Annotated in this window: 22 protein-coding genes; 17 read left to right on the plus strand and 5 right to left on the minus strand. The window is 70.7% G+C overall.

The features are described from left to right. Window positions 1-135: 135 nt before the first annotated feature. Window positions 136-1,569, minus strand: a complete 1,434-nt coding sequence (tldD, locus tag TSO221_RS02020) for a metalloprotease TldD (protein ID WP_109116817.1) — start codon at window positions 1,567-1,569, stop codon at window positions 136-138. 134 nt (window positions 1,570-1,703) lie between these two features. On the opposite strand from tldD, the gene TSO221_RS02025 reads away from it, so the two are divergent. The 12 genes from TSO221_RS02025 to TSO221_RS02075 all read left to right on the plus strand — a co-directional run bounded on the left by TSO221_RS02025 (window position 1,704) and on the right by TSO221_RS02075 (window position 14,196). Beyond that, window positions 1,704-2,072, plus strand: coding sequence for a cupin domain-containing protein (locus TSO221_RS02025; protein WP_109116818.1), 369 nt, complete (start codon window positions 1,704-1,706; stop codon window positions 2,070-2,072). After that, window positions 2,069-3,397, plus strand: a complete 1,329-nt coding sequence (locus tag TSO221_RS02030) for a DUF3422 domain-containing protein (protein ID WP_109116819.1) — start codon at window positions 2,069-2,071, stop codon at window positions 3,395-3,397. The genes TSO221_RS02025 and TSO221_RS02030 overlap by 4 nt, the downstream gene beginning before the upstream one ends. A 110-nt stretch (window positions 3,398-3,507) precedes the next feature. Then, window positions 3,508-5,892 (plus strand): methyl-accepting chemotaxis protein, encoded by a 2,385-nt coding sequence (locus TSO221_RS02035; RefSeq protein WP_109116820.1) that lies wholly within the window; start codon window positions 3,508-3,510, stop codon window positions 5,890-5,892. Between the two features lie 619 nt (window positions 5,893-6,511). Beyond that, the gene (coxB, locus tag TSO221_RS02040) at window positions 6,512-7,357 is read left to right on the plus strand and encodes a cytochrome c oxidase subunit II (RefSeq protein WP_109116821.1); all 846 of its coding nucleotides are present in this window, start codon (window positions 6,512-6,514) and stop codon (window positions 7,355-7,357) included. A gap of 36 nt (window positions 7,358-7,393) precedes the next feature. Next, window positions 7,394-8,992 (plus strand): cytochrome c oxidase subunit I, encoded by a 1,599-nt coding sequence (ctaD, locus tag TSO221_RS02045; protein ID WP_109116822.1) that lies wholly within the window; start codon window positions 7,394-7,396, stop codon window positions 8,990-8,992. Window positions 8,993-9,070: 78 nt separating this feature from the next. Further along, window positions 9,071-9,979 (plus strand): heme o synthase, encoded by a 909-nt coding sequence (gene cyoE, locus TSO221_RS02050; protein ID WP_109116823.1) that lies wholly within the window; start codon window positions 9,071-9,073, stop codon window positions 9,977-9,979. After that, window positions 9,980-10,111 (plus strand): hypothetical protein, encoded by a 132-nt coding sequence (locus TSO221_RS36750; RefSeq protein WP_282187697.1) that lies wholly within the window; start codon window positions 9,980-9,982, stop codon window positions 10,109-10,111. Between the two features lie 15 nt (window positions 10,112-10,126). Beyond that, window positions 10,127-10,726: a cytochrome c oxidase assembly protein gene (locus tag TSO221_RS02055; protein WP_247877886.1), complete on the plus strand. Its 600-nt coding sequence runs from the start codon at window positions 10,127-10,129 to the stop codon at window positions 10,724-10,726. 17 nt (window positions 10,727-10,743) lie between these two features. Then, window positions 10,744-11,598 (plus strand): cytochrome c oxidase subunit 3, encoded by an 855-nt coding sequence (locus TSO221_RS02060; RefSeq protein WP_109116825.1) that lies wholly within the window; start codon window positions 10,744-10,746, stop codon window positions 11,596-11,598. A 38-nt stretch (window positions 11,599-11,636) separates the two neighbouring features. Next, on the plus strand, window positions 11,637-11,969 hold the full coding sequence (locus tag TSO221_RS02065) for a DUF983 domain-containing protein (RefSeq protein WP_109116826.1): 333 nt from the start codon (window positions 11,637-11,639) through the stop codon (window positions 11,967-11,969). A 26-nt stretch (window positions 11,970-11,995) separates the two neighbouring features. Beyond that, window positions 11,996-12,706, plus strand: a complete 711-nt coding sequence (locus tag TSO221_RS02070; RefSeq protein WP_109116827.1) for an SURF1 family cytochrome oxidase biogenesis protein — start codon at window positions 11,996-11,998, stop codon at window positions 12,704-12,706. Then, window positions 12,703-14,196, plus strand: coding sequence for a carboxypeptidase M32 (locus TSO221_RS02075; protein WP_109116828.1), 1,494 nt, complete (start codon window positions 12,703-12,705; stop codon window positions 14,194-14,196). Before TSO221_RS02070 ends, TSO221_RS02075 begins: the two co-directional genes overlap by 4 nt. Here TSO221_RS02075 and TSO221_RS02080 read toward each other — a convergent pair. Together TSO221_RS02080 and TSO221_RS02085 are read right to left on the minus strand one after the other, a co-directional pair. Then, entirely contained in the window at window positions 14,193-15,920 is a 1,728-nt protein-coding gene (locus TSO221_RS02080) for an autotransporter outer membrane beta-barrel domain-containing protein (protein WP_109116829.1), read from the minus strand. The genes TSO221_RS02075 and TSO221_RS02080 overlap by 4 nt on opposite strands. A gap of 18 nt (window positions 15,921-15,938) precedes the next feature. Further along, the gene (locus TSO221_RS02085) at window positions 15,939-17,447 is read right to left on the minus strand and encodes a GSCFA domain-containing protein (protein WP_109116830.1); all 1,509 of its coding nucleotides are present in this window, start codon (window positions 17,445-17,447) and stop codon (window positions 15,939-15,941) included. A gap of 193 nt (window positions 17,448-17,640) precedes the next feature. Here TSO221_RS02085 and thrC point away from each other — a divergent pair, with 193 nt between their 5' ends. The 4 genes from thrC to TSO221_RS02105 all read left to right on the plus strand — a co-directional run bounded on the left by thrC (window position 17,641) and on the right by TSO221_RS02105 (window position 21,237). Further along, window positions 17,641-19,053 carry a threonine synthase gene (gene thrC, locus TSO221_RS02090; protein WP_109116831.1) on the plus strand — a complete coding sequence of 471 codons (1,413 nt, stop codon included), beginning with the start codon at window positions 17,641-17,643 and terminating at the stop codon, window positions 19,051-19,053. Further along, window positions 19,050-20,309 carry a pitrilysin family protein gene (locus TSO221_RS02095; RefSeq protein ID WP_109116832.1) on the plus strand — a complete coding sequence of 420 codons (1,260 nt, stop codon included), beginning with the start codon at window positions 19,050-19,052 and terminating at the stop codon, window positions 20,307-20,309. The genes thrC and TSO221_RS02095 overlap by 4 nt, the downstream gene beginning before the upstream one ends. 27 nt (window positions 20,310-20,336) lie before the next feature. Further along, window positions 20,337-20,927, plus strand: a complete 591-nt coding sequence (locus tag TSO221_RS02100) for a GNAT family protein (RefSeq protein ID WP_109116833.1) — start codon at window positions 20,337-20,339, stop codon at window positions 20,925-20,927. A gap of 112 nt (window positions 20,928-21,039) precedes the next feature. Next, window positions 21,040-21,237 carry a hypothetical protein gene (locus TSO221_RS02105; protein WP_109116834.1) on the plus strand — a complete coding sequence of 66 codons (198 nt, stop codon included), beginning with the start codon at window positions 21,040-21,042 and terminating at the stop codon, window positions 21,235-21,237. 70 nt (window positions 21,238-21,307) lie between these two features. On the opposite strand, the gene TSO221_RS02110 is transcribed toward TSO221_RS02105, so the two are convergent. Both TSO221_RS02110 and TSO221_RS02115 read right to left on the minus strand, forming a co-directional pair. Then, window positions 21,308-21,574, minus strand: a complete 267-nt coding sequence (locus TSO221_RS02110) for a hypothetical protein (RefSeq protein WP_109116835.1) — start codon at window positions 21,572-21,574, stop codon at window positions 21,308-21,310. 73 nt (window positions 21,575-21,647) lie between these two features. Next, window positions 21,648-22,241, minus strand: coding sequence for a YqgE/AlgH family protein (locus TSO221_RS02115; RefSeq protein ID WP_109116836.1), 594 nt, complete (start codon window positions 22,239-22,241; stop codon window positions 21,648-21,650). Window positions 22,242-22,398: 157 nt separating this feature from the next. On the opposite strand from TSO221_RS02115, the gene TSO221_RS02120 reads away from it, so the two are divergent. After that, entirely contained in the window at window positions 22,399-24,474 is a 2,076-nt protein-coding gene (locus TSO221_RS02120) for a protein-disulfide reductase DsbD domain-containing protein (protein WP_109116837.1), read from the plus strand. Window positions 24,475-24,500: the final 26 nt, after the last annotated feature.

Consider the following 24,500-nt stretch of genomic DNA (forward strand, 5'->3'; position numbering starts at 1 on the left):
CTGCCACGTCAGCGCAAGCTTCGCTTGCGCGAGAGCTGGGCGGGGGAGGGAACTCCGCCGCAATGCAGGTATGGCAGTGCATGCCCCCTCCCCCGCCCAGCGGGGGAGGGATGGGGTGGGGGCGGCGCGAAAGACTTACGCCGCGGTCCCGCCCACCGTCAGCCCGTCCAGCCGCAGCGTCGGCTGGCCCACGCCCACCGGCACGCCCTGGCCGTCCTTGCCGCAGGTGCCGACGCCCGGGTCGAGGCGGCTGTCGTTGCCGACCATCGCCACGCGCGTCAGGCTGTCCGGGCCGTTGCCGATCAGGGTGGCGCCCTTCACCGCCGGGCCCAGCTTGCCGTCCTCGATCAGGTAGGCTTCGCTGGCCGAGAACACGAACTTGCCGGACGTGATGTCCACCTGCCCGCCGCCGAAGTTCTTGGCGTACAGGCCCTTCTTCACCGAGGCGATGATCTCGTCGGGCGCGTGCGGGCCGTTGCGCATCACCGTGTTGGTCATGCGCGGCATCGGGTGGTAGGCGAAGCTCTGCCGGCGGCCGTTGCCGGTCGGGCGCACGCCCATCAGGCGGGCGTTCATGCGGTCCTGCATGTAGCCGACCAGGACGCCGTCCTCGATCAGCGTCGTGCACTGCCCCGGCGTGCCCTCGTCGTCCACGCTGATCGAGCCGCGGGCGTTCTCGATGGTGCCGTCGTCCACCACCGTGACGCCGGGAGCGGCGATGCGCTGCCCCATCAGGCCGGCGAAGGCCGAGGTCTTCTTGCGGTTGAAGTCGCCCTCCAGCCCGTGGCCGATCGCTTCGTGCAGCAGGATGCCGGGCCAGCCGGGGCCGAGCACCACGGTCATCTCGCCGGCCGGCGCGGCCACCGAATCCAGGTTGACCAGCGCCTGGCGCAGCGCCTCGTCGACGAAGAAGCGCCAGGTCTCCGGCTGCAGGTACTGCTCGTAGGTGACGCGGCCGCCGCCGCCGTAGCTGCCGGTCTCCATCTTGTCGCCGTCGCCGACCACCACCGAGACCGACAGCCGCACCAGCGGCCGCAGGTCGGCCACCCGCACGCCGTCGCCGCGCAGGATCTGCACCGCCTGCCACTCGCCGCTGATCGAGCAGCTGACCTGCCGCACGCGCGGGTCCTTGGCGCGGGCGTAGGCGTCGATGTCGGCCAGCAGCGTCACCTTGTCGGCGAAGGGCACCAGGGAGAGCGGGTTGTCGGGCATGTAGAGCGCCCGGTTGGTGCCCGGCGGCGGCTCCGCCACGGTGCCGGTGTGGCCGGCCTGCACGGCGCGCACCGTCTCGGCGGCGCGGCGGATGGCGTCCTCGGACAGGTTCGAGGCGTGCGCGAAGCCGGTCGCCTCGCCGGCGATGCCGCGCAGGCCGAAGCCCTGCGTGGTGTCGAAGCTGGCCGACTTCAGCTTGCCGTCGTCCCAGCCCAGGCTCTCGCTCTGGGCGTATTCCAGGTACAGCTCGCCGTCGTCGGCGCCGCGGAGCGCCTCCGACACGATCCCCTCGATGCGGGGGCGGTCGAGGCCGGCGCGGTTGAAGAACAGGTCGTCGGTGACGGCGAGCGCGCTCATGGAAGCTCCGGTGCTGGTACCATTTGATGAGCCGGGGACGCCTAGGCACCCGGCCCCGGGATGTGGTCTATAGTGTGGCGACACAAAGCCGGCCCGGCAAGCCTCGCCGTCCGGCCATGCACGGGAGGGGCAGGATGGACAAGGTGAATCTGGCCGAGGCGTTTCGGAGTTTCTCCGATCCCTGGAGCCCCCGGGTCGCCGGCGACATCAACGCGTTCCAGGTCAAGCTCGTCAAGCTCCGGGGGGCCTTCGACTGGCATCACCACGAGGTGGAGGACGAGCTGTTCCTGGTCGTCGCCGGGCGGATGCGGATGGGCTTCCGCGACCGGGCCGTCGACCTCGACCCTGGCGAGTTCATCATCGTCCCGCACGGCGTGGAGCACCGGCCCGAAGCCCTGACGGACGAGTGCCACGTGCTGCTGCTGGAGCCGAACACCACCCTCAACACCGGAACCGTCGAGACCGGGCGCACTGTGCGCGAGCTGCAACGGATCGTCCCGTGACCGAACTGAACGCCGGGACCGAGCGCCCGCTCGCCACCACCGCCCATCCGCTGCGCGAGCATGCGTTGCGCGTGCCGCTGACCAACGAGGTGCACGCCCGTCCGTCCGAGGCGATGCGCGCCCCGGTGCGCGCCACCGTGCTCGCCATGCTCTCCGGCGAGGCGGCGGGGGAGCGCGAGCGCAAGCACCTGGAGCAGCTGTGCGACTGGGCCGGCGTGGCGCGCCCGGCGTCGGGCGCCACCCACTACAGCGGCAATTTCGGCAGCTTCCGCCTGAAATGGGAGCGCCACACCGAGTTCTCGACCTGGACCGTCTACCGCGAGGGCGCCTTCGGCGAGCCCTTCGCCGACCCGGCGCTGAACGCGCTGCCGCGCGACTGGCTGGCCGGGCTGGCGGGGGAGCTGCTGGTCGGCGTGCACGTCGCCGTGCTCGGCCCCGACATGCCGGAACCGACGGGACCGCAGCTGGCGGGGGTCTTCGGTTCGGACGCCTATGTCGGCTCGCGGGTTGCCGGGCGGGCGGCGATGGCGTGGACCGACTTCCGCATCCACGGCGACGGCTTCTCGCGCGTGCTGATCGCCAACCACAGCATGTCGGCGTGGCAGACCGGGCGAATCGTCCTGCGCCTGCTGGAGATCGAGGTCTACCGCATGATGGCGCTGCTGGCGCTGCCGGCGGCGCGCGGCGTGCTGCCGCGCATCGGCGCCATCGAGCGCGAGCTGGCCGAGCTGACCGCCCGCACCACCGACCTCTCCGGCCTGGAGGACGAGCGCGGCGTGCTCGACAAGCTGACCCGGCTGTCGGCGCAGACCGAGCAGATCGCCGCCGAGACCGCCTATCGTTTCGGCGCCGCGCGCGCCTACTACGAGCTGGTCGAGCGCCGCATCGGCGAACTGCGCGAGATGCGCATGGAGGGGCTGCAGACCGTCGGCGAGTTCATGGACCGCCGCCTCACCCCCGCCATCCGCACCTGCGAGGCGGTGCAGGGCCGGCTCGACACGCTGTCGCAGCGTCTGGCGCGCGCCAGCCACCTGCTGCGCACCCGCGTCGAGATCGCGGTGGAGGGGCAGAACGCCGAGCTGCTGCGCTCCATGGACCGCCGCGCCGACCTCCAGCTGCGGTTGCAGGAGACGGTGGAGGGGCTGTCGGTGGTCGCCATCAGCTATTACCTGATCGGCATCGTCGGCTACGCCGCCAAGTCGTTGAAGGGCTTCGGCTGGAAGATCGACCCGGACATGATCGTCGGGCTGATGATCCCCGTCGTGCTGTTCCTGGTGTGGAAGGGCGTGCGGCGGATCCGCAAGGTGCTTGCCCATCACGGGTAGAGGGCTGCCCAGGCCTGCGCCATTTTGCCTCGTTTGCATGCATAATTGCATCCGTAAAATCTCACTAAATTGCACGGGATTGGCCGTGCCAACGGTGGGAAGGGTGTGCGATGACGATCCGGGCGAAGCTGCTGGCGCTGGTTGCCATACTCGGGGCCATGCTGGTCGCCGTGGCCGGGCAGCGGGCGCTGGATGCGCTGGAGGCCCGGCGGGCGGCGGAGCAGGTGCGCGCCGTCAACGGCATCTCCGACCAGTTGCTGGCCGCGGCCGGCGCCTGGGCGGTGGAGCGTGGCACCGCCAACGCCGTCCTGGCCGACCCGAAGGCGGCCTCCCCGGCGCAGCGCGACGCCATCGCCGGCAAGCGGCGCGAGGCCGACGCCGCCTTCGCCGACGCGGTCGCCCGCGCCCGCCTGCTGGGCGCCGCCCTCGACAAGCCGCTGGGTGACGCCGAGGCGGCGCTGCGCGCGGTGGAGGAGCTGCGCCGCGGCGTGGACGCGGCGCTGTCCGGCGGTCAGGCCTCGGCCGAGCTGAAGCGCGACTGGTTCCCGCGGGTGAGCGCGCTGATCCTCGCCAGCCAGGCGTTCCGCGGCGCCGTGGAGGATTCCGGCCCGGCGGCCGGCGGCGCCGTGCTGCGTGCCTTCGACCTGAAGAACACCCTGTGGGAGATGAGCGAGTTCGCCGGGCGCGAGCGCGGCATGGTGGCCGGCGCGGTGGCTGGGGCCAAGCCGTTCACCCCGGCGCAGCTGGAGGCGGTGTCGCGCGCCCGCGGCCGCGTGGACAGCGGCTGGACGTCGTTCCGGCGGCTGGTCGGCGGCTTCGGCCCCGGCATGGCCGCGGCGGCCGACGCCATCGCGCGCGTCTATTTCGGCGAGTTCGAGGCGACCCGCGCCGCGGTCTACGACGCCTCGGCCGCGGGGGCGGCGTACCCGGTGGACGGCGCGCGCTGGTTCGCCGCCGCCACGGCCGGCATCGAACGCATCCTGGAGGCGCAGGCGGCGGCCTCGGCCGAGGTGCGCGGGCTGCTCGACCGCGAGGCGGCGGCGGCCGACGGCACGCTGACGGTCAGCGTGGCGCTGCTGGCGGCGGTGCTGGCGCTGGCTGCGGTGGCGGCCTGGGTCATCACCGCGCAGGTCAACCGGCCGATCCGCGGCATGACCGACACCATGGGCGTGCTGGCCGAGGGCCGCTTCGACGTCGAGGTGCCGGGCACCGCGCGGCGCGACGAGATCGGCCTGATGGCCAGGGCGGTCGAGGTGTTCAAGCAGCACGGCCTGGACAACGAGCGCCTGCGCGCCGAGCAGGAACGCGCCCGCGCCGAATCCGAGGCGGCCAAGCGCGCCGCGCTCGCCGGCATGGCCGACACCGTGGAGCGCGAGATGCGCTCGGCCGTCGAGCGCGTGGCGGCGCGGACCAAGGAGATGGACGGCTCCGCCGGCTCCATGGCCACGTCGGCCGACCAGGTGTCGAGCAACGCGCAGGGCGTCGCCGCGGCGGCCGAGCAGGCGCTGTCCAACGCCCAGTGCGTCGCCACCGCGGTGGAGGAGCTGACCGCCTCGATCCGGGCGATCAACGACCAGCTCGGCCACGCCAGCGCGGTGACGCGGCGCGCGGTGGGGGCGGGGACACGGACGCAGGAGACCATCCAATCGCTGTCCGACACCGTCAGCCGCATCGGCGAGGTGGCGACGCTGATCCAGGGCATTGCCGGGCAGACCAACCTGCTGGCGCTGAACGCCACCATCGAGGCGGCGCGGGCGGGGGAGGCCGGCAAGGGCTTCGCCGTGGTGGCGACCGAGGTCAAGAACCTCGCCAACCAAACCGCCAAGGCGACCGAGGAGATCGCCCAGCAGATCGCCGCCGTGCAGGTCGGCACCGCCTCGGCGGTGGAGGCGGTGCGCGAGATCGGCGCGACCATCCAGGAGATCGACTCCATCGCCGGCTCGGTCGCCGTCGCCATGGAGCAGCAGGGGGCAGCGACGCACGAGATCTCGCGCAACGTGGTCGAGACCACCGGTGCCGCGCAGGAGGTGTCCTCGCGTATCGCCCAGGTGTCGGCGGAGGCGTCCGCCAACGGCGCGCGCGCCTCCGACGTGCGCGGCATCGCCACTGAGCTGGCCGGCAGCATCGACGCGTTGCGCGCCACGCTGGTGCGGGCGGTGCGCACCGCGACGCAGGAGGTGGATCGCCGGCAGCGCCCGCGCTGGCGCCTCGACCGCGGCTGCCGGGTGGTTGTGGCTGGCGCCGAGTCGGCGGCGCGGGTTGCCGACCTGTCGGAGCGCGGCGCCTGCCTGACCGGCGCGCCGGAGCTGGCGCCGGGTACGGCGGGCACGCTGCGGGTCGATGGCTGCGCGGTGGCGATCCCCTTCACCGCCATGGAGCGCCGTGACGACGACCTCCGCGTGCGATTCGAGCTGGCGGGCACGGACGCCGAGGCCTTCGCCCGCACCTTCCCGCAGCTGGTGGCCGGGGCGCCGCGGCTGGAAAGCGCCGCTTAAGCCCCTCTCCCCTTGCGGGAGAGGGGTTGGGGAGAGGGGGAAGGGCGCAGAGCGCCGACCGGGTTTTTCACCACGAAGGCACGAAGACACGAAGGTGGCGGGAACGCGCCTCCCACCTTCGTGTCTTCGTGCCTTCGTGGTGACTCGGTTTCGGGTCAGGTGGCGTTCCTTCCCCCTCTCCCGCAAGGGGAGAGGGGCTTTTTGCGGCCATTTGACCAACGCCAATCGTCAGTCCAGCTGACGGCCTGCGTCAACCTGTCGCACTTATCACTTGACGATCGCACTCAACCATTAGGAAAAGGCTGTGGCCACGCTGCGGACCATCGGCCTTCCGGAATGCGGCATAAAGCCACATTTTGTGTACGGAAGACCTTGTAACGCGGGCATGGCAGGAGCTACGTTCTAGGTGCGCGGATTTGTCGCACATGCAGTGGGGGTATCGCAGATCATCCCCAGGCGCATGGACGGCCCGCGGAGAAATCAACACCGGCGCCGCCGGAACCGTCCGCCCTCAGACCCGGAGAACCGGGCGGGGCGCGAGAGACAGGACGGGGTGGCAGCCGGGCCATAGGGGCATCCGTGGGCCGTGGTCGGCCGCACGGCAGAGAGAGGGTTGGGGATGACCAGGCACACCTTGCGCGCCGTCGGCGCGACAGCACTCACTTGCGTACTCGGATTGGCTCAAAGCGCGCTGGCCGCCGCGCCCCAGCCTTGGGAACTGGGCCTGCAGCCGGCGGCCTCGCCGGTCAAGCACGCGCTCGACGATTTCCACAACCTGCTGCTGGTGATCATCACCGCCATCACGCTGCTGGTGTTCGCGCTGCTGGTCGCGGTGGCCGTCCGCTTCAACGCCAAGCGCAACCCGACCCCGTCCAGCACCTCGCACAACACGCTCTTGGAGGTGGCGTGGACGGTGGTCCCGGTGATCATCCTGATCGTCATCGCCGTGCCGTCCTTCCGCGTCCTCTACATGATGGAGGTCACGCCGGAGGCCGAGATGACCATCAAGGTCACCGGTCGGCAGTGGTACTGGGACTACGAGTACCCGGACCAGGGCGGTTTCGCCTACTCCAGCTACATGATCCAGGAGGCCGACCTGAAGCCGGGCCAGAAGCGCCTGCTCGAGGTCGACAACCGCGTGGTCGTGCCGGTCAACACCGTGGTGCGCGTGCAGCTCACCGCCGGCGACGTCATCCACGCCTGGGCGCTGCCCGCGTTCGGCGTGAAGAAGGACGCGGTGCCCGGCCGCCTCAACGAGACCTGGTTCAAGGTCGAGAAGGAGGGCGTCTACTACGGCCAGTGCTCGGAGATCTGCGGCACCAACCACGGCTTCATGCCCATCGCCGTCGAGGCGATGTCGAAGGAGAAGTTCGCGGAGTGGGTCGCCAAGGCGAAGGTCGCCTACGGCACGCCGGACGGCTCGCGCGAGTTGGCGCAGATGCCGGCCGCCGCCGAGACGCGCTGACGCCCGTAATAAGAATCGCCTAAGCGAGGGATAGAGATGGCTAACTCCACGGGTGCGCACGGGCACGACGCCCACGACCACCACACGCCGGGCTTCGTGCAGCGCTGGCTTTGCTCCACCAACCACAAGGACATCGGGACGCTGTACCTGGTGTTCTCGGTGATCGCCGGCCTGATCGGCGGCCTGTTCTCGGTCATCATGCGCGCCGAGCTGCAGAGCCCCGGCATGGGCATCGTCGGCGACGGCCAGATGTGGAACGTGCTGATCACCGCGCACGGCCTGATCATGGTGTTCTTCGTGGTCATGCCCGCGGTGATCGGCGGCTTCGGCAACTGGTTCGTGCCGATGATGATCGGGTCGCCCGACATGGCGTTCCCGCGTCTCAACAACATCAGCTTCTGGCTGATCGTGCCGGCCTTCCTGCTGCTGCTGGGCTCCGCCTTCGTCGGCCAGGGCGCGGGGACGGGGTGGACCATCTACCCGCCGCTGTCCGGCGCCATGGGCCAGAGCGGCCCGTCGGTGGACATGGCGATCTTCGCGCTGCACCTCGCCGGCGCCTCGTCGGTGCTGGGCGCGCTGAACTTCATCACCACCATCTTCAACATGCGCGCGCCGGGCATGACGCTGCACAAGATGCCGCTGTTCGTCTGGGCGATGCTGGTGACCGCCTTCCTGCTGCTGCTCGCCGTGCCGGTGCTGGGCGGCGCCATCACCATGCTGCTGACCGACCGCAACTTCGGCACCTCCTTCTTCAACCCGGAGGGCGGCGGCGACCCGATCCTGTTCCAGCATCTCTTCTGGTTCTTCGGCCACCCCGAAGTCTACATCATGATCCTGCCGGGCTTCGGCATCATCAGCCACATCGTCTCTACCTTCTCGAAGAAGCCGGTGTTCGGCTATCTCGGCATGGCCTATGCGATGGTCGCCATCGGCGTCGTCGGCTTCGTCGTGTGGGCGCACCACATGTACACGGTGGGCCTCAGCGTCGATACCAAGGCCTACTTCACCGCGGCGACGATGATCATCGCGGTGCCGACGGGCATCAAGATCTTCAGCTGGATCGCCACCATGTGGGGCGGCTCCATCGAGTTCAAGACGCCGATGCTCTGGGCCATCGGCTTCATCTTCCTGTTCACCGTCGGCGGCGTGACCGGCGTGGTGCTGGCCAACGGCGGCATGGACGTGGTGCTGCACGACACCTATTACGTGGTCGCGCACTTCCACTACGTGCTGTCGCTGGGCGCGGTGTTCTCGATCTTCGCCGGCTGGTACTATTGGATCGGCAAGATGTCGGGCCGCCAGTATCCGGAGTTCTGGGGCAAGGTCCATTTCTGGACGACCTTCGTCGGCGTCAACCTGACCTTCTTCCCGCAGCACTTCCTGGGCCTGTCGGGGATGCCGCGCCGTATCCCGGACTATCCGGATGCGTTCGCTGGCTGGAACCTGATTTCCTCCATCGGCTCCTACATCTCTTTCGGCTCCACGCTGTTGTTCGTGTGGATCGCCATCACCACGCTGACCCGCGGGGCGCGCGTGGGGGCGAACTACTGGGGGCCAAGCGCCACGACGCTGGAATGGACGGTCAGCTCGCCGCCGCCGTTCCACGCCTTCGAGACGCTGCCCAGGATCAAGTGATTGGGCATCAAGTAAGCACGGTCAAGGGTTAGAGACGCGGGGGAGGGAACGCCTCCCCCGTCACCGGAGGAAAGAAGAATGACGGATCTCACCGTCCAGCGCGTCTCCGCCGACGCGCCGTCCGCCACGGTCGGCGACTTCATCGAGCTGCTGAAGCCCCGCGTCATGTCGCTGGTGGTGTTCACCGGCTTCGCCGGCATGGTGGTGGCGCCGGGGCACCTGCACCCGCTGCTGGCATCCGTGGCGGTGCTCTGCATCGCCGTCGGCGCCGGGGCGTCGGGCGCCATCAACATGTGGTACGACCGCGACATCGACGCGGTGATGACCCGCACGGCCAGGCGGCCGATCCCCACCGGCCGGGTGGCGCCGGACGAGGCGCTGGCCTTCGGCGTCTTCCTGGCAGTGGCCGCGGTGCTGGTGATGGGAGTGGCGGTGAACTGGGTGGCGGCCGGCATCCTGGCGCTGGCCACGCTGTTCTACGTCTTCGTCTACACCATGTGGCTGAAGCGGCGCACGCCGCAGAACATCGTGATCGGCGGTGCGGCCGGCGCCTTCCCGCCGATGATCGGCTGGGCGGCGGTGACCGGCGGGGTGGACGTGGCGTCCATCGCGCTGTTCGCGCTGATCTTCCTGTGGACGCCGCCGCACTTCTGGGCGCTGGCGCTGTTCCGCAGCGGCGACTACGCGCGGGCCGGCGTGCCGATGCTGCCCGTGGTCGAGGGGCCCGAGACCACCAAGCGGCAGATGCTGCTGTACACGCTGCTGCTGCTGCCGGCCGCCGTGGCGCCGTTCTTCCTGGGGATCGCCGGCTACGCCTACCTCGCCGGTGCGGTGGTGCTGGGCCTGCTGTTCGTGCTGTGCGCGGTCCGCGTGCTGAAGTCCACCGACGACAAGCCGGCCAAGCAGATGTTCGGCTTCTCGATCCTGTACCTGTTCCTGCTGTTCGCCCTGCTGGTGGGTGAACATGCCGTTCCCGGAGGCTTTTAAATGGCGATGACCGAACCGCAAGACGATCGTGCCAAGCGGCTGCGCGGCCGCAACCTCGCCACGCTGCTGGCGTTGCTGGGTCTGGTGGCGCTGTTCTACCTGATCACCATCGTCCGCATGGGCGGGCATTGAGCCAGGAGAATGGTGATGGACGAGCGGACCCGCCGCCGCAACCGCGGCTTCCTGATCGGCCTGCTGGGGCTGGCCTTCGGGATGGTCGGGCTGGCCTACGCGTCGGTGCCGCTCTACTCGCTGTTCTGCCAGGTGACCGGCTTCGGCGGCACCACCCAGCGTGCGGAGAAGGCGCCGGACACCGTGCTCGACCGCACGGTGACGGTGCGCTTCAACGCCGACGTCAACACCGGGCTGCCCTGGTCCTTCCGCCCCAACCAGCGGGAGGTGACGGTGAAGCTCGGCGAGACGGTGCTGGTCAGCTACCACGCGGAGAACCGCGGCAAGGAGCCGCTCACCGGCACCGCCGTGTTCAACGTGACGCCCGAGAAGACCGGCGCCTACTTCAACAAGATCGAGTGCTTCTGCTTCACCGAACAGGTGCTGAACCCCGGTGAGGCCGTCGATATGCCGGTGGCGTTCTTCGTCGATCCGGCGATCGTCAACGACCGCGACGCGGAGGACGTGAAGACCATCACGCTCTCCTACACCTTCTTCCGCGCCAAGACCGGCGCGGCATCGTCAACCAAGGAGCGTACGGCCGCCCGCCCGGGCGAGACCGGCGCCACGAATTGAGCACGGGGTTGGAGCATATGGCCGACATCACGCACGACACAGCGCCCGCACCGCACGGGGAGGGCATCCCGCACCCCTACCACCTGGTGAAGCCCAGCCCGTGGCCGCTGGCCGGCGCCTTCGCGGGCGGCCTGCTGGCCACCGGCGCCATCTTCTACATGCACTACAACACCGTGTGGCTGCTGGTCCTCGGCTTCCTGGCGGTGTCGGCGGTGATGTTCCTGTGGTGGCGCGACATCATCAGGGAAGCGGTGGTCGAGCACGCCCATACCCCCGTGGTGAAGATCGGTCTGCGCTACGGCATGGCGCTGTTCATCGCGTCGGAGGTGATGTTCTTCGTCGCGTTCTTCTGGGCGTACTTCGACGCCTCGCTGTTCCCGAAGATCTTCGCGCAGAACCCGCACGGCGTGTGGCCGCCGCCGGCCATCAAGCCGTTCGACCCGTTCCACCTGCCGTTCATGATGACGGTCATCCTGCTGCTGTCCGGCGTGACGGTCACCTGGGCGCACCACGAGCTGCAGCACGGCAACACCAGGAAGGCCGGGCAGGCGCTGGGCCTCACCGTGCTGCTCGGCGTGATGTTCACCTTCTTCCAGGGCTGGGAGTACAGCCACGCCTCCTTCGGCTTCACCGAGGGCATCTACCCGTCCACCTTCTTCATGGCGACGGGCTTCCACGGCTTCCACGTCTTCGTCGGCACCATCTTCCTGGCGGTCTGCTGGTACCGCACGGTGAAGGGCCACTTCACGCCGGACAGCCACTTCGGCTTCGAGGCGGCGGCCTGGTACTGGCACTTCGTGGACGTGGTCTGGCTGTTCCTGTTCGTCTCCATCTACTGGTGGGGGTCGCTGGGCGCGGCCGCCGGGCATTGACCACACACTACCCACGGGTAGCGCCGTTGAGCGCGGGCATGCGGTGCGTGTGCCCGCGCTGCGGCAGGGGGAGGCTCTACAAGGACTTCCTCACCGTGGCCGACGTCTGCGAGGTCTGCGGCCTCGACCTGGGCAAGCAGGACACCGGCGACGGCCCGGCGGTGTTCCTGATCTTCATCCTCGGCTTCCTGGTGGTGCCGGTCGCGCTGTGGGTGTCGATGAACGTGGAGTGGCCGTTGTGGCTGCACGCGCTGGTCTGGGGTGTGCTGATCCTCGGCCTTGCGCTCGGCATGCTGCGGCCGGCCAAGGCGTATATGATCGCCTTGCAGTACCGTTACCGCCGCCACGATTACGAGGGGCCCGCCGCGTGAGCGCCGCCCCATCTATGCAAAGGGCCATGTCCGGTCCCGCCCGCCGTTTCCGCCCCAGCCTGTGGGCGACGCTGTTCACCGTCCCGGCGGTGCTGGCGATGCTCGGCCTCGGCACGTGGCAGGTGGAGCGGCTGGGCTGGAAGGAGGACCTGATCCGCCGCGTGCACGCGCGCATGGGGGCCGCCCCCGTCCCGCTGCCGGCGACGGTCGCCGACCCCGACGACCTCGACCTGCGCCCGGTCACCGTCACCGGGCGCCTGCTGAACGACCGCGCGCTGCTGATGATCGCCCGGCCGCGCCAGGGGCAGATGGGCTACGAGGTGGTGACCCCGTTGCAGCGCGCCGACGGCGGCCCACCGGTGCTGGTCAACCGCGGCTGGATCCCGATGGACCGCAAGGACGCCCGCCGCGACGGCTCGCCGGGCGAGGTGACGCTGCGCGGCGTCGCCCGCCTGCCGGCGCCGGCCGGCTGGATGCAGCCCGGCAACACGCCCGGCGCCGAGGTGTGGGTTCGCCTCGACCCGCCCGCCATGGCCGCCGCGCTCGGCTTGGCCGCGGTGGCGCCGGTGGTGGTGGAGGCGCTGCCGGGTCAGTCACCGGGCGGCCCCTCCGGCATCGAGCCGCGCGTCGATCTGCCGAACAATCACCTGCAATACGCCATCACCTGGTATAGCCTCGCGGCGACCCTGCTGGTCATCTATGTCGTCTTCCACCTTCGCCGCAGATCGGACCCATGACCGCTTACCAGGACCTGGAACGCCGCTTCGCCCGCGTCGCCGCCATCGGCGGAGCTTTGGGTATCCTCGGCTGGGACACCCAGACCATGATGCCGGACGGCGCCGCCGACGGCCGCGCCGAGCAGACCGCCACCCTGTCCGTCCTGGCGCACGAGCTGATGACCGCACCGGACATGGCCGACCTCCTCGCGGCGGCCGGGGCGCAGGGCGGGCTCGACGCGTGGCAGGCGGCCAACCTGCGCGAGATGCAGCGCCTGCACGTCCAGGCCACCGCGCTGCCCGCCGATCTGGTCGAGGCGACCAGCAAGGCGATCTCCACCTGCGAGATGAGGTGGCGCACCGCACGGGCCGAAAGCGACTACGCCGCCCTGCTGCCGTCGCTGCGCGAGGTGCTGCGCCTCGTGTGCGAGGGCGCACGGGCGAAGGGCGAGGCGCTGGGCGTCTCCCCCTACGACGCACTGCTGGACGAGCACGACCCCGGCTCGCGCGCCGTGCGGATCGACGCGCTGTTCGACGATCTGGCGGCTTTCCTGCCCGGCCTGCTGGAACGTGTCCTGGAGAAACAGGCGGCCGAGCCGCCGGTGCTGCGCCCGGAGGGGCCGTTCCCGGTGGACCGCCAGAAGGCTCTGGGCGAGCGGATGATGCGCGCCGCCGGGTTCGACTTCACGCGCGGCCGGCTGGACGTGTCGCTGCACCCGTTCTGCGGCGGCGCCAACGACGACGTGCGCATCACCACCCGCTACGACGAGGCCGACTTCGCCAAGGCGCTGATGGGCGTGCTGCACGAGACCGGCCATGCGCTGTACGAGCAGGGCCGCCCGCGCGCCTGGATGCTGCAGCCGGTGGGCAACGCCCGCGGCATGGCGGCGCACGAATCGCAGTCGCTGATCGTCGAGATGCAGGCCAGCCGCTCGGCTGAGTTCATCGGCTGGCTGGCCGGTGAGGCGCGCGCCGCCTTCGACGGCCACGGCCCGGCCTGGGAGCCGGACACCCTGCGCCGCCTCTATACCCGCGTCGAGCGCGGCTTCATCCGCGTCGACGCCGACGAAGTGACCTACCCGGCGCACGTCATCCTGCGCTACCGGCTGGAGAAGGCGCTGATTGCCGGCGACCTCGACCTCGCCGACCTGCCGGGGGCGTGGAACGAGGGCATGCGGGCGCTGCTGGGCGTGACGCCGCCGGATGACCGGCTGGGCTGCCTGCAGGACATCCACTGGCCGGGCGGCGGCTGGGGCTATTTCCCCACCTACACGCTGGGCGCCATGACCGCCGCCCAGCTGTTCGAGGCCGCCTGCGCCGCCGAGCCCGACGTGAAGCCCGGCCTCGCGCGCGGCGACTTCGCCCCGCTGGTCGGATGGCTGCGCGAGCATGTGCACGGCAAGGGCAGCCGGCCGGCGAGCACGGACGAGTTGCTGACCGAGGCGACCGGCCGGCCGCTGGACGTCGCCGTGTTCAAGCGGCACCTGGAGCGGCGGTATCTGGGCGTCTAGAACGCCAGCGCCGCCCCCGCGACCGCCGCGTGCGCGCGGTAGTTCCGGCGTAGGTCCCCTTCATAGCGGACATACGCCCACCCACCCGCGACCCGCCCGGACAGCCCGAGCGCCGGCTGCACGCTCCACGCCGACTCATCCGCGGTGTCGACCGCGAACGATCCGGGCTGCCCGGTCAATCCCGCGCTCACCGTCCCCGACGCCGCCGACAGCCGCTGGCTCCACAGCAGCCGGCCGTCCAGCGTCCAGTCCGCGGCGACCGGGTAGGCGAGGGCGATGCCGGCGCGCGAGCGCAGGCTGTGCCCGTCCCGCCCGTCCACCGCGAGGTTCAGGCCGTCGGCACCGCTCTCGGTGAAGCCGCGCCCGTTCAGCCATGCGTGCTGCAGCCCGATGAAGGGTGTGACCCGCACACTCTCCAGCGTCACCTCGGTGCCGAGGTCGAGGCGGGAGGCGATGGACTCCGCCCGTGGCTTGCCGGTGGCGGTGCGGGCGATGGCGGTGGAAATTCCAGGCAGGGCGCCGCTGTCGGCGATGGCGATGCGGCGGCTGACCTCGCCCCAGCTGGTGCCGCCCGCCACCTGCCCGTTCAGGAACACGCCACCCAGCGTGTAGGTGCCGTGCACCCCCAGCATCGCCGTCTCGACCCGGCCGGCGCTGGATCCGGCGTCCTTCCAGTCCAGCCGGCTGCGCAGGTAGGCGCCGCCGACGCCGATCTCCAGAGCGTCGGACACGCGGTAGTCCGCGCCGCCCATGCCGGCCCAGGTGGCCGAGCGGTAGCCCGCCATCTCGTCCGTGCCGCCCAGGCGCGCGGCCGCGCCCAGTGCCTTGGTCCACACCGTCAGTCCCGACGCCAGCACCGCCTCCGGCCCGCCGCCCCGCCGGCCGAGCGCGTCGAGGAACAGCGTGCGCTGGTGGTCGAGGACGTGCGGCAGCGCGCCGTATACCTCCGGCCCGAACTGCCGGACGGCGGCCTGCAACGGCGCGGCGTCGGCCGGGCTGGTCAGGTTCAGCACATCAAGCGTCAGCAGCGCGCGGTCGAGGCCGCCGTAGGCGGCCACCGGCACGCCGTCCAGGTAGGTTCCGACCGCCTTCGCCGCGCCGGACAGCCGCGGGCCGTAGGCCAGCACCGGCCCCGGATCGGCGCTGCCGGTGACGGTGTAGTTGGCCGCCGGCACCTGATAACCCTGCACCCCCGCCGCGCCCCAGCCGACGTAGTACTGGATGCCGCCACCCCGGCCCCAGGTGCCGGTGCCGTCCACGGCGTCGGTGATCGGGCCGGCGACGCCGCTCCAGAACGACACGCCGGCCGGGACGACGACCAGCGTCATCGTGTTGTTGCGCGTGCCGTCGCTGTAGACCGGCAGCGCCCAGCGGTCGAGGATCCGCGCCCGCGTCAGCCCGCGCATCTCGGCGATGGGCATGATCCAGCCGCCGGTCTGCCCCGCCTTGCCCGGCAGGTCGCGTGGGCTGACGTAGCTGCGCACCGCCACGAAGGGCTGCGTGGTGCGCACGACGTACGCGGTGGTGCCCGGCTCGAACGGCGGGTTGACCTGGGTGGTGCCGTAGATGCCCTGGAAGACGGTGAGCATCGACTCCGCGCTCGCCGTGCCGAGGACGGTCAGGCCGGGGATGCCGGTGGCCGTCGCGGTGCCCGCCGCCAGCGCGGGGGACGCACCCGGGAGCGCAAGTGCGGCCAGGATCGCCGCGGTGTGCCGGAAGGCCATGCGGACGTATTTCCCGCCTTACGCCGCCGGCTTGAAGAACGTTGCGACGAACTCCTTGATGATGATGTCGATCATCCAGCGGGAGACGTGGACGGACGCGCCGTCGTCGGCACCGTACGCGGTGCCGTCGTAGGCGCCCAGCCACTTCACCGCCTCGAAGGCCGGCCAGTACCAGACGTCTTCGGGGTTGTCGCGCAGCGCCTCGGCAATGGCGACGCGCAGCGTCGACTTGGACAGGCAATCGGTTTGCACCGCCGGCATATCGCCGAACGCCACGTGCAGCGGCACCGGCGACAGGGTGACGACGATTTTCATGGCGGGGTTGAGGCTGCGCAGCAGGGTGAAGATCTGCCGGGCGTTGTCGACGTTCTCCTGCACCGTGCTCATCCGCGAGTGGCACTTGCCGGTCAGCGCGTGCACCGAGGCGTGGCTGCCGCCGGCCAGCGTGAACGCGCCCGTCGCCTTGTCGAAGAAGCAGGGGGCGACGCCGAAGGTGAAGATGAACAGCGACGAGCGGGCGATCGCCTCCCGGTCGGCGATGGGGTCGCGCCCGATCATCTCGCACAGCGCCCGGCCGTTGTGGTCCAGCGGAAAGCCGCAGACGCGCTCGATGTAGGCGCGGTTGGCGAAGGTGCTGTTGATGAGCTCCCCGAAGCCGGCGTTGATGGTCCGCACGCCCTGGGCGGTGAGCGCCAGCGCGATGTTCTGGGCGAAGCACGAGCCGGCGGTGAACACCTGCGCGGTGCGGTCGAGCGGTGGTTCCATGCCGACCAGCTTGCCCAGCACGTGCTTGCGGAAGCTGCCGGCGATGTCCGCCTTGATGTCGTCCACGCGCTCCGGGAAGCGGGAGAACGGCTGCCGGCGGATCTTGCCGAGCTTCTCCAGCTCATCGCGGGTGCTGCGGAACGCCCCGTTGTCGGGGGCGAGCCGGACGGCCGTCTCCGAGCACCGGAGCGCGTCGTCGAAGCGACCGACGGTGGAGAGCACCGTCGCCATGTGATGATTCGCCGCCGCCTCCAGCCGGGGGGCCGCCGCCGCGGCCTCGATGTGGTGCAGCGCCTCCTCGTAGCGGCTCTGGACGTACAGCGCGCGGCCCAGCAGCAGTTGTGCGTCGGCGTTGTCATGCCAGTGCTCGACCGCCACGCCCATCCAGCGCGCGGTCTCGCGCCCGTAACCGGGGCCGAGCTGGAACAGCAGATAGCCGAGCATGTAGGCGGCCGCCACGAACCGCTCGTCCACGGCGAGCGCCGCGCGCAGCTTCTCGACGTTCGCCAGAACGGTCGAAAGCTCCCGCGCCTGCGGGGAGGGGAGGGACGCCCAGACCTCCAGGACGTTCCGGGCCGCCGCCATGTAAGGACCCGGCGGCTGCGGCAGGCGGTCCGCCGCCTCGGCGGTCTCGGGATCCAGCTTCAGGCCGTAGAGGCGCAGCGCCGCCTCGGCGAAATACCCGTGGTTCAGCAGGGCGGTCACGGGGTCGGCGCCGTCCTCGCCCGGCGGCAGGAAACCAACGAACGGGCAGTCCCTCATCTCGGTCCTCTTCGGCAGGGGGCGCGGCCACGGACGGGACGCCGGACCATTGTACCCGCCGCCGTTCGGCCACCCCAGGCCTTTGTGGTCGCAGGGCCGGGACAAACCACGGCACCCCGTACGCTGCCGCTTGCGGAAAACCCGCGCCTGCCGCTACTTTTGCCGCCTTTCCTGTCCAGCGAGAGTGATCGCGGTGCGCTACATCAGCACGCGGGGCGCGGCCCCGGCCCTGGGTTTCGAGGACGTCCTTCTGACCGGGCTCGCCCGCGACGGCGGCCTGTACGTGCCGGAGACCTGGCCGCAGTTCACCGCCGACGACATCCGCGCGCTGCGCGGCCTGCCCTACAGCGAGGTGGCGGTGCGCGTCATGCTGCCGTTCCTCGGCGGCGCGATCTCCGAGAGCGACTTCCGCGCCCTGGTGCGGGACGCCTACGCCACCTTCGACCACGACGCGGTGACGCCGCTGGTGCAGCTCGACCAGCGCACCTGGGTGCTGGAGCTGTTCCACGGGCCCACCCTGGCCTTCAAGGACGTGGCGCTGCAGCTGCTCGGCCGCCTGTTCGACCACGTGCTGGAAAGGCGCGGCGAGCGCGTGACCATCGTCGGCGCCACCTCGGGCGACACCGGCTCCGCCGCCATCGAGGCGTGCCGCGACCGCCACAACGTGGACATCTTCATCCTGCACCCGAAGGGCCGCACGTCCGAGGTGCAGCGCCGGCAGATGACCAGCGTGCTGTCCTCCAACGTCCACAACATCGCGCTGGAAGGCAGCTTCGACGACTGCCAGGACCTCGTGAAGGCGATGTTCAACGACACCGCCTTCCGCGACAAGCTGAACCTGTCGGCGGTGAATTCCATCAACTGGGCGCGCATCATGGCCCAGATCGTCTACTATTTCGCGTCCGCGGCGGCGCTCGGCGCGCCGGACCGCGAGATCGACTTCGTGGTGCCCACCGGGAACTTCGGCAACGTCTACGCCGCCTATGGCGCGCGGGCGATGGGGCTGCCTACGGCCAAGCTGATCGTCGGGTCGAACACCAACGACATCCTGGCGCGCTTTTTCGCCAGCGGGACGATGGCGGCGCAGGGCGTCACGCCTACTTTAAGCCCCAGCATGGACATCCAGATCTCGTCCAACTTCGAGCGCCTGCTGTTCGACCTGCTGGGCCGCGACGGGGCGGCGGTCGAGGCCTGCATGCGCACCTTCCGCGCCGAGGGCCGCTTCGCCGTCACCGACGCGCAGCTCGCCCAGGCCCTGGCGATCTTTGCCGGCCACCGGGTGGACGAGGACGCTACCATGGCCACCATCACTGACACCTGGAGACGCCACGGCGGCTACACTGTCGATCCGCACACCGCGGTCGGCGTCGCCTCGGCCGCCGCGGCCGGGACCGCGCCCGGTCGTCCGGTCGTCGTGCTGGCCACCGCGCACCCGGCCAAGTTCCCCGATGCCGTCGAGAAGGCCACCGGCCGCCGTCCCGCCCTGCCGCCGCGCCTCGGCGACCTGTACGAGCGCGAGGAGCGGTTGAGCGTGCTGCCCAACGACCTCGCCCAGGTGCAGGGCTTCGTCACCCAACGCGCCCGCGCCGCCCAGGGGGTGGCATGAGCCGGGTGCGGGTGACCACGCTGGCGAACGGCCTGCGCGTCGCCACCGACACCATGCCGGACGTGCAGACCGTGTCGCTCGGCTGCTGGGTCGGCGTCGGCACGCGCAACGAGGCGCCCAGCGTCAACGGCGTCGCCCACCTCGCCGAACACATGCTGTTCAAGGGCACCAAGCGCCGCACGGCGTTCCGCATCTCCGAGGAGATCGAGAACGTCGGCGGCCAGCTGAACGCCTACACCACGCGCGAGCACACCGCCTACTACGCCAAGGTCCTGCACGAGGACGCCGGGCTGGCGCTGGACATCATCGCCGACATGCTCCAGCACTCGCTGCTCGACGAGGGCGAGCTGGCGCGCGAGCGCACCGTGGTGCTGCAGGAGATCGGGCAGGCGGCCGACACGCCCGACGACATCATCTTCGACCACTTCCAGACCACCGCCTACCCGGAGCAGGCACTGGGGCGGCCGGTGCTCGGCTCGGCGGACATCGTCGGGCGGCTGCCGCGCTCGGCGCTGGTGGACTACCTGGGGCGGCACTACTCCGGCCCCGCCACCGTGCTGGCCGCCGCCGGGCGGATCGAGCACGACGCCTTCGTCGCCCTGGCCGAGAAGGCCTTCGCCCACCTGCCCAACACCACGCACCCCGAACCGGAGCCCGCCCTCTACCGAGGCGGCGACTTTCGCGAGGAGCGTGACCTGGAGCAGCTGCACCTCGTGCTGGGCTTCGACGGGGTGGGTATCCACGATCCGGACTTCTACGCCCACGCGGTGCTGTCGACGCTGCTGGGCGGCGGCATGTCGTCCCGCCTGTTCCAGGAGATCCGCGAGAAGCGCGGCCTCGTCTACTCCATCTACACCTTCACCGGCGGCTACCGCGACGGCGGGCTGTTCGGCGTCTACGCCGGCACCGGCGAGGGCGAGGTGGAGGAGCTGGTCCCGGTGGTCTGCGACGAGATCGTCAAGGTCGCCGACGGCGTCAGCGAGGACGAGCTGGCCCGCGCCCGCGCCCAGATGAAGGCCGGCACGCTGATGGCGCTGGAGAGCACCATGTCGCGCTGCGAGCAGCTCGGCCAGCAGCTCCTGGTCTACGGCCGGCCGATCCCGGTGGAGGAGATCGTCACCCGCATCGAGGGCGTGGACGCGGATGCGATCACCCGCGCCGCCCGCCGCCTGCGCCAGTGCCGCCCGACCGTGGCGGCGCTCGGCCCCGTGCACCGTCTGGAGGCGTATGAGCGGATCGCGGCCAGATTGGCTTGATAGCTATTGGCGTAAGGGCGCGCCGTCATGATCCGCCTGCTCGGCAGCGGCCTCATCAGCCCGCCGGCGGTGCGGCTCGACGGGCCACGCTGCTACATCCGGCCGCCGCTGCCGCGTGACTGGCGCGAATGGGCCGACCTGCGCGCCGAATCCCGCGCCTTCCTGACGCCGTGGGAGCCGACGTGGCCGGCCGACGCGCTGACCCGCTCCTCCTTCACCCGCCGGCTGCGCCGGCAGGCGCAGGAGTGGCGCGACGACGAGGGCTACAGCTTCCTCGCCTTCGACCGGCCGACCGACACCATGGTCGGCGGCCTCGGTCTGTCCAACGTGCGGCGCGGCGTGGCGCAGATGGCGACGCTCGGCTACTGGGCCGGCAGGCCGTACGCGCGGCGCGGCTACGTCTCCGCAGCGACGCGTCTGGTGCTGGATTTCGCCTTCGGCCAGCTCGGCCTGCACCGCGTCGAGGCCGCCTGCCTGCCGACCAACGAGGCGAGCCGCGGCCTGCTGGAAAAGGTCGGCTTCACCCATGAGGGCTACGCCCGCGGCTACCTGCGCATCGACGGCACGTGGCGCGACCACGTGCTCTACGCCATGCTGCGCGAAGAGTGGCGCGATTAGGAAGTATCAATAACTCCCATTCGAACGTTCCGGATATTGCCGAGTTAAGCAACGTTTAACCTCTTCCGGGCACCCTGTAGGCAACAACGTTCCAAAAGCCTATGGTGCAGCGATGACCGAGAAGCCGATCTGGACGCAGGAATCCTCCCGCCACTACACGCTGAATCTGGCCGACCGCCGTGTCGAGGTGCGTTACGAGGCCGCCGGGTTCCAGAGCGCCTGGGCGATCGTCGTCGGCAGCCGGGTGGTCGAACGCTGCCAGGAATTCATGCAGGCCCGCGGCGTCGCCCTGGCGGTGGCCTCGCGTTAACAGCGGTTCCGTTCACAACAAAAAGGCCCGGTGCGTCTGTGCGCACCGGGCCTTTTTGTTTCTGGGACGCTCAGGCGGCGTTGGGGTTGCGGCCGAGCGCCACGTCCTGTGCCAGCTGGTCGATGCGCCCATCAAGCCGGCCGATTTCCTTCAGGCGAACGAAGCTCAGCATCTCCTTCATCTGACGCTGCTCGTCTTTCATCTGGCGCTGCTCCTCCCGGAGCAAGCGCTGCTCATCCTCAAGGCGCGCAATGTCGTCCTTGGTGGCCATGTTCGCTTCGATCCGCTCGACCTTGTCGAGGAGGACAGTCAGAAGCGACTTCATCTCGGGGTCCATGGCGTCTCTCCGGCAGCGCCCGCCCGGCAGGATACCACCCGCACGCGATGGCATTCAACCGGATGTTCGCGCATCACGCGTGCCCGGCCTCGCCCGACAGCATCGACACGCTCACCCCCAGCTTGCCGATGGCGCGCTCCCACTTCGCCTCCAGGTCAGGGTCGAACAGCAGGTCCTCGTCGCAGGGCACGTTCAGCCAGCCGTTGGCCTGGATCTCCGCGTCGAGCTGCCCGGGCCCCCAGCCGGCGTAGCCGAGCAGCAGGAACGAGCGCTTCGGCCCGCGGTTCTCGGCGATGGCGCGCAGGATGTCGATGGTGGCGGTCAGCGCCACCTCGTCGTCCACCACCAGCGTGCCCTCGCGCACGTAATCGGTCGAATGCAGGACGAATCCGCGCCCGGATTCCACAGGTCCGCCATAATGCACGGGCAAATTGACCGTGGGCTTGGTATCCTCCAGGCCCAGCTGGTCGAGCAGGTCGTGGAACGTGATCGAACCGAACAGCTTGTTGACGACGAGCCCCATGGCGCCGTCCTCGTTGTGCGCACACATGTAGATCACGGTGCGCTGGAAGCGCGGATCCGTCATGCCGGGCATGGCGATCAGAAGCTGTCCGGTGAGGTACTCGGAAGACTTCAGGAAACCGGAAGACTTGGTCGAGTACGGCATGCGCGGATATCCTTCGGCCTGGGCGGAAACGCCCGGGGTGCAGGGACCCCGCCGCCGCCTGAATTGCAAGTGTGACAGCAGGAGGCGCGGGCTGTCACCCAAATTTGCGCCACCGGACGCGCGGTGGTCGCGGACTGAGATGAGAACAGTGCGGACGATGAAAAAGCTTGCCGTCCTTCCGATGCTCTTGGCCCTCGTCCTTTCGGGCAACGCTTTCGCCGCCGCCGGTCCCTGGATCAAGGGCGGGCCGGTGGAGGCGCGGCTGGTCTCGGCGGTGGAGGCGGTGGGCGAGCGTGAGTCGCTGCCGCTGGCGCTGGAGGTCCGCCTGGACAAGGGTTGGAAGACCTACTGGCGCTCGCCGGGCGATGCCGGCCTGCCGCCGCGCGTGGAGTGGGAGGGCTCGGCCAACCTGAAGGAGGCCGGCTTCGGCTACCCGGTGCCGCACCGCACGACGACGCTGGGGATCGAGACGGTCGGCTACGAGGGCGCGGTCACCTTCCCGGTACGCGCCGTACCGGCCGAGCCGGGCAAGCCGCTGGGCCTCAAGGCCGGCGTCGACCTGCTGGTGTGCTCGGAGATCTGCGTGCCGCAGCGCGTCGACGTGGCGCTGAGCCTGCCGGCCGGGCCGGCGACGGCGGGGCCGGAGGCCAACATCGTCTCGCGCGCCGAGAATTCCGTGCCCGGCGACGGCCGCGCGGCAGGGCTGGAGATCCGCGCCGTCCGCACCCAGGGCACTGTGCTGGAGGTCGAGGCCGCCGCCCGCGAGCCCTTCGCCAAGCCCGACGTCTTCGTCGAGCTGGATCCTCCGGCGCCGCTCACCGCGCCGACCGTGCGCCTGTCGGACGGCGGCCGCACCGCGGTGCTGCGCTTCCAGGTGCCGGACGCGCCGAAGGACACCGACCTGACCGGCCGGCCGGCGGTGCTGACCCTGGTGGACGGCGCCCGCGCCGCGGAGTTGCGCGCCACCGTCGCCGCCGGGCCGGTGGGCGGCGCGCCAGCCGGGGTTGCGCCGTCGCTGCTCGCCATGCTGGGCGTGGCGCTGCTCGGCGGGCTGATCCTCAACCTGATGCCCTGCGTGCTGCCGGTGCTGTCGCTGAAGCTGCTGCACGCCGTCCAGCACTCGGCGGCGCCGCCGCGCGCGGTGCGCGCCGGCTTCCTGGCCTCGGCGGCGGGCATCGTCGCCTCGTTCCTGCTGCTGGCCGGCGTCATGGTCGGCCTGAAGGCGGCGGGCGCGGCGGTGGGCTGGGGCATCCAGTTCCAGCAGCCGCTGTTCCTGGTCTTCATGGTGGTGCTGGTGACGTTGTTCGCCGCCAACCTCTGGGGCCTGTTCGAGATTCCGCTGCCGCGCCGGATTGCCGACGCGCTGGCCGGGCCGGAGGAGGGGCACGGGCTGGCCGGACCGTTCGCCACCGGGGCCTTCGCCACGCTGCTCGCCACGCCGTGCTCGGCGCCGTTCCTCGGCACGGCCGTGGGCTTCGCGCTGGCGCGCGGGGCGCTGGAGATCGTCGCCGTCTTCGCCGCGCTGGGCGTCGGGCTGGCGCTGCCGTATCTGGCGGTCGCCGCCTTCCCGCGCGCCGCGCGGCTGCTGCCGCGGCCGGGGCGCTGGATGCTGACGCTGCGCCGGGTGATGGGCGCGGCGCTGGCGCTGACCGGCGTGTGGCTGCTGACCGTCATGGCGGTGCAGGTCGGCGACACCGTGGCCGCCGTGGTCGCCGGGCTGATGCTGGCGCTGCTGGCGGCGCTGTGGGTGGGCGGCGGTCGCGGCGGGGCCGTGGGATGGGGCGGTGCGGCGCTGGCCGTGCTGCTGACCGTCGCCTCCTTCGTCGTGCCGGCGCAGTTCGGACGCGGCGCCGACGCCGCCCCCGTGGTGGACGCGGTGGCGCGCTGGGAGAGCTTCGACGAGGCGGCGATCCGCAGCCACGTCGCGGCCGGCCGCACGGTGTTCGTCGACGTCACCGCCGACTGGTGCATCACCTGCCAGGCCAACAAGAAGCTGGTCATCAACCGCGGCGAGACCGCCAAGCGCCTCAAGGGCGGCGGCATCGTCGCCATGCGCGCCGACTGGACCCGGCCGGACGAGCGGATCACCGCCTATCTGGCGGCGAATGGCCGCTACGGTATCCCGTTCAACATCGTCTACGGCCCCGGCGCACCGGATGGCGTGGCGCTGCCGGAACTGCTGAGCGAGGCGGCGGTGGTCGAGGCGTTCGACAAGGCGGCCCCGAAAAAATAAGTGGCAAGCGCTGCGCTTGCCGGGTG

The organism is Azospirillum sp. TSO22-1 (assembly GCF_003116015.1).
Taxonomy (GTDB): Bacteria; Pseudomonadota; Alphaproteobacteria; order Azospirillales; family Azospirillaceae; genus Azospirillum.

Coding starts and splice junctions, on each gene's coding strand:
- TSO221_RS02120 (WP_109116837.1), top strand. CDS start 22,399: ATGAAAAAGCTTGCCGTCCTTCCGATGCTCTTGGCCCTCGTCCTTTCG.
- TSO221_RS02095 (WP_109116832.1), top strand. CDS start 19,050: ATGAGCCGGGTGCGGGTGACCACGCTGGCGAACGGCCTGCGCGTCGCC.
- TSO221_RS02055 (WP_247877886.1), top strand. CDS start 10,127: ATGGACGAGCGGACCCGCCGCCGCAACCGCGGCTTCCTGATCGGCCTG.
- cyoE (WP_109116823.1), top strand. CDS start 9,071: ATGACGGATCTCACCGTCCAGCGCGTCTCCGCCGACGCGCCGTCCGCC.
- TSO221_RS02110 (WP_109116835.1), bottom strand. CDS start 21,574: ATGGACCCCGAGATGAAGTCGCTTCTGACTGTCCTCCTCGACAAGGTC.
- TSO221_RS02105 (WP_109116834.1), top strand. CDS start 21,040: ATGACCGAGAAGCCGATCTGGACGCAGGAATCCTCCCGCCACTACACG.
- tldD (WP_109116817.1), bottom strand. CDS start 1,569: ATGAGCGCGCTCGCCGTCACCGACGACCTGTTCTTCAACCGCGCCGGC.
- TSO221_RS02100 (WP_109116833.1), top strand. CDS start 20,337: ATGATCCGCCTGCTCGGCAGCGGCCTCATCAGCCCGCCGGCGGTGCGG.
- TSO221_RS02080 (WP_109116829.1), bottom strand. CDS start 15,920: ATGGCCTTCCGGCACACCGCGGCGATCCTGGCCGCACTTGCGCTCCCG.
- TSO221_RS02085 (WP_109116830.1), bottom strand. CDS start 17,447: ATGAGGGACTGCCCGTTCGTTGGTTTCCTGCCGCCGGGCGAGGACGGC.
- TSO221_RS02035 (WP_109116820.1), top strand. CDS start 3,508: ATGACGATCCGGGCGAAGCTGCTGGCGCTGGTTGCCATACTCGGGGCC.
- TSO221_RS02115 (WP_109116836.1), bottom strand. CDS start 22,241: ATGCCGTACTCGACCAAGTCTTCCGGTTTCCTGAAGTCTTCCGAGTAC.
- TSO221_RS36750 (WP_282187697.1), top strand. CDS start 9,980: ATGGCGATGACCGAACCGCAAGACGATCGTGCCAAGCGGCTGCGCGGC.
- TSO221_RS02065 (WP_109116826.1), top strand. CDS start 11,637: ATGCGGTGCGTGTGCCCGCGCTGCGGCAGGGGGAGGCTCTACAAGGAC.
- coxB (WP_109116821.1), top strand. CDS start 6,512: ATGACCAGGCACACCTTGCGCGCCGTCGGCGCGACAGCACTCACTTGC.
- TSO221_RS02060 (WP_109116825.1), top strand. CDS start 10,744: ATGGCCGACATCACGCACGACACAGCGCCCGCACCGCACGGGGAGGGC.
- TSO221_RS02070 (WP_109116827.1), top strand. CDS start 11,996: ATGTCCGGTCCCGCCCGCCGTTTCCGCCCCAGCCTGTGGGCGACGCTG.
- ctaD (WP_109116822.1), top strand. CDS start 7,394: ATGGCTAACTCCACGGGTGCGCACGGGCACGACGCCCACGACCACCAC.
- TSO221_RS02075 (WP_109116828.1), top strand. CDS start 12,703: ATGACCGCTTACCAGGACCTGGAACGCCGCTTCGCCCGCGTCGCCGCC.
- TSO221_RS02025 (WP_109116818.1), top strand. CDS start 1,704: ATGGACAAGGTGAATCTGGCCGAGGCGTTTCGGAGTTTCTCCGATCCC.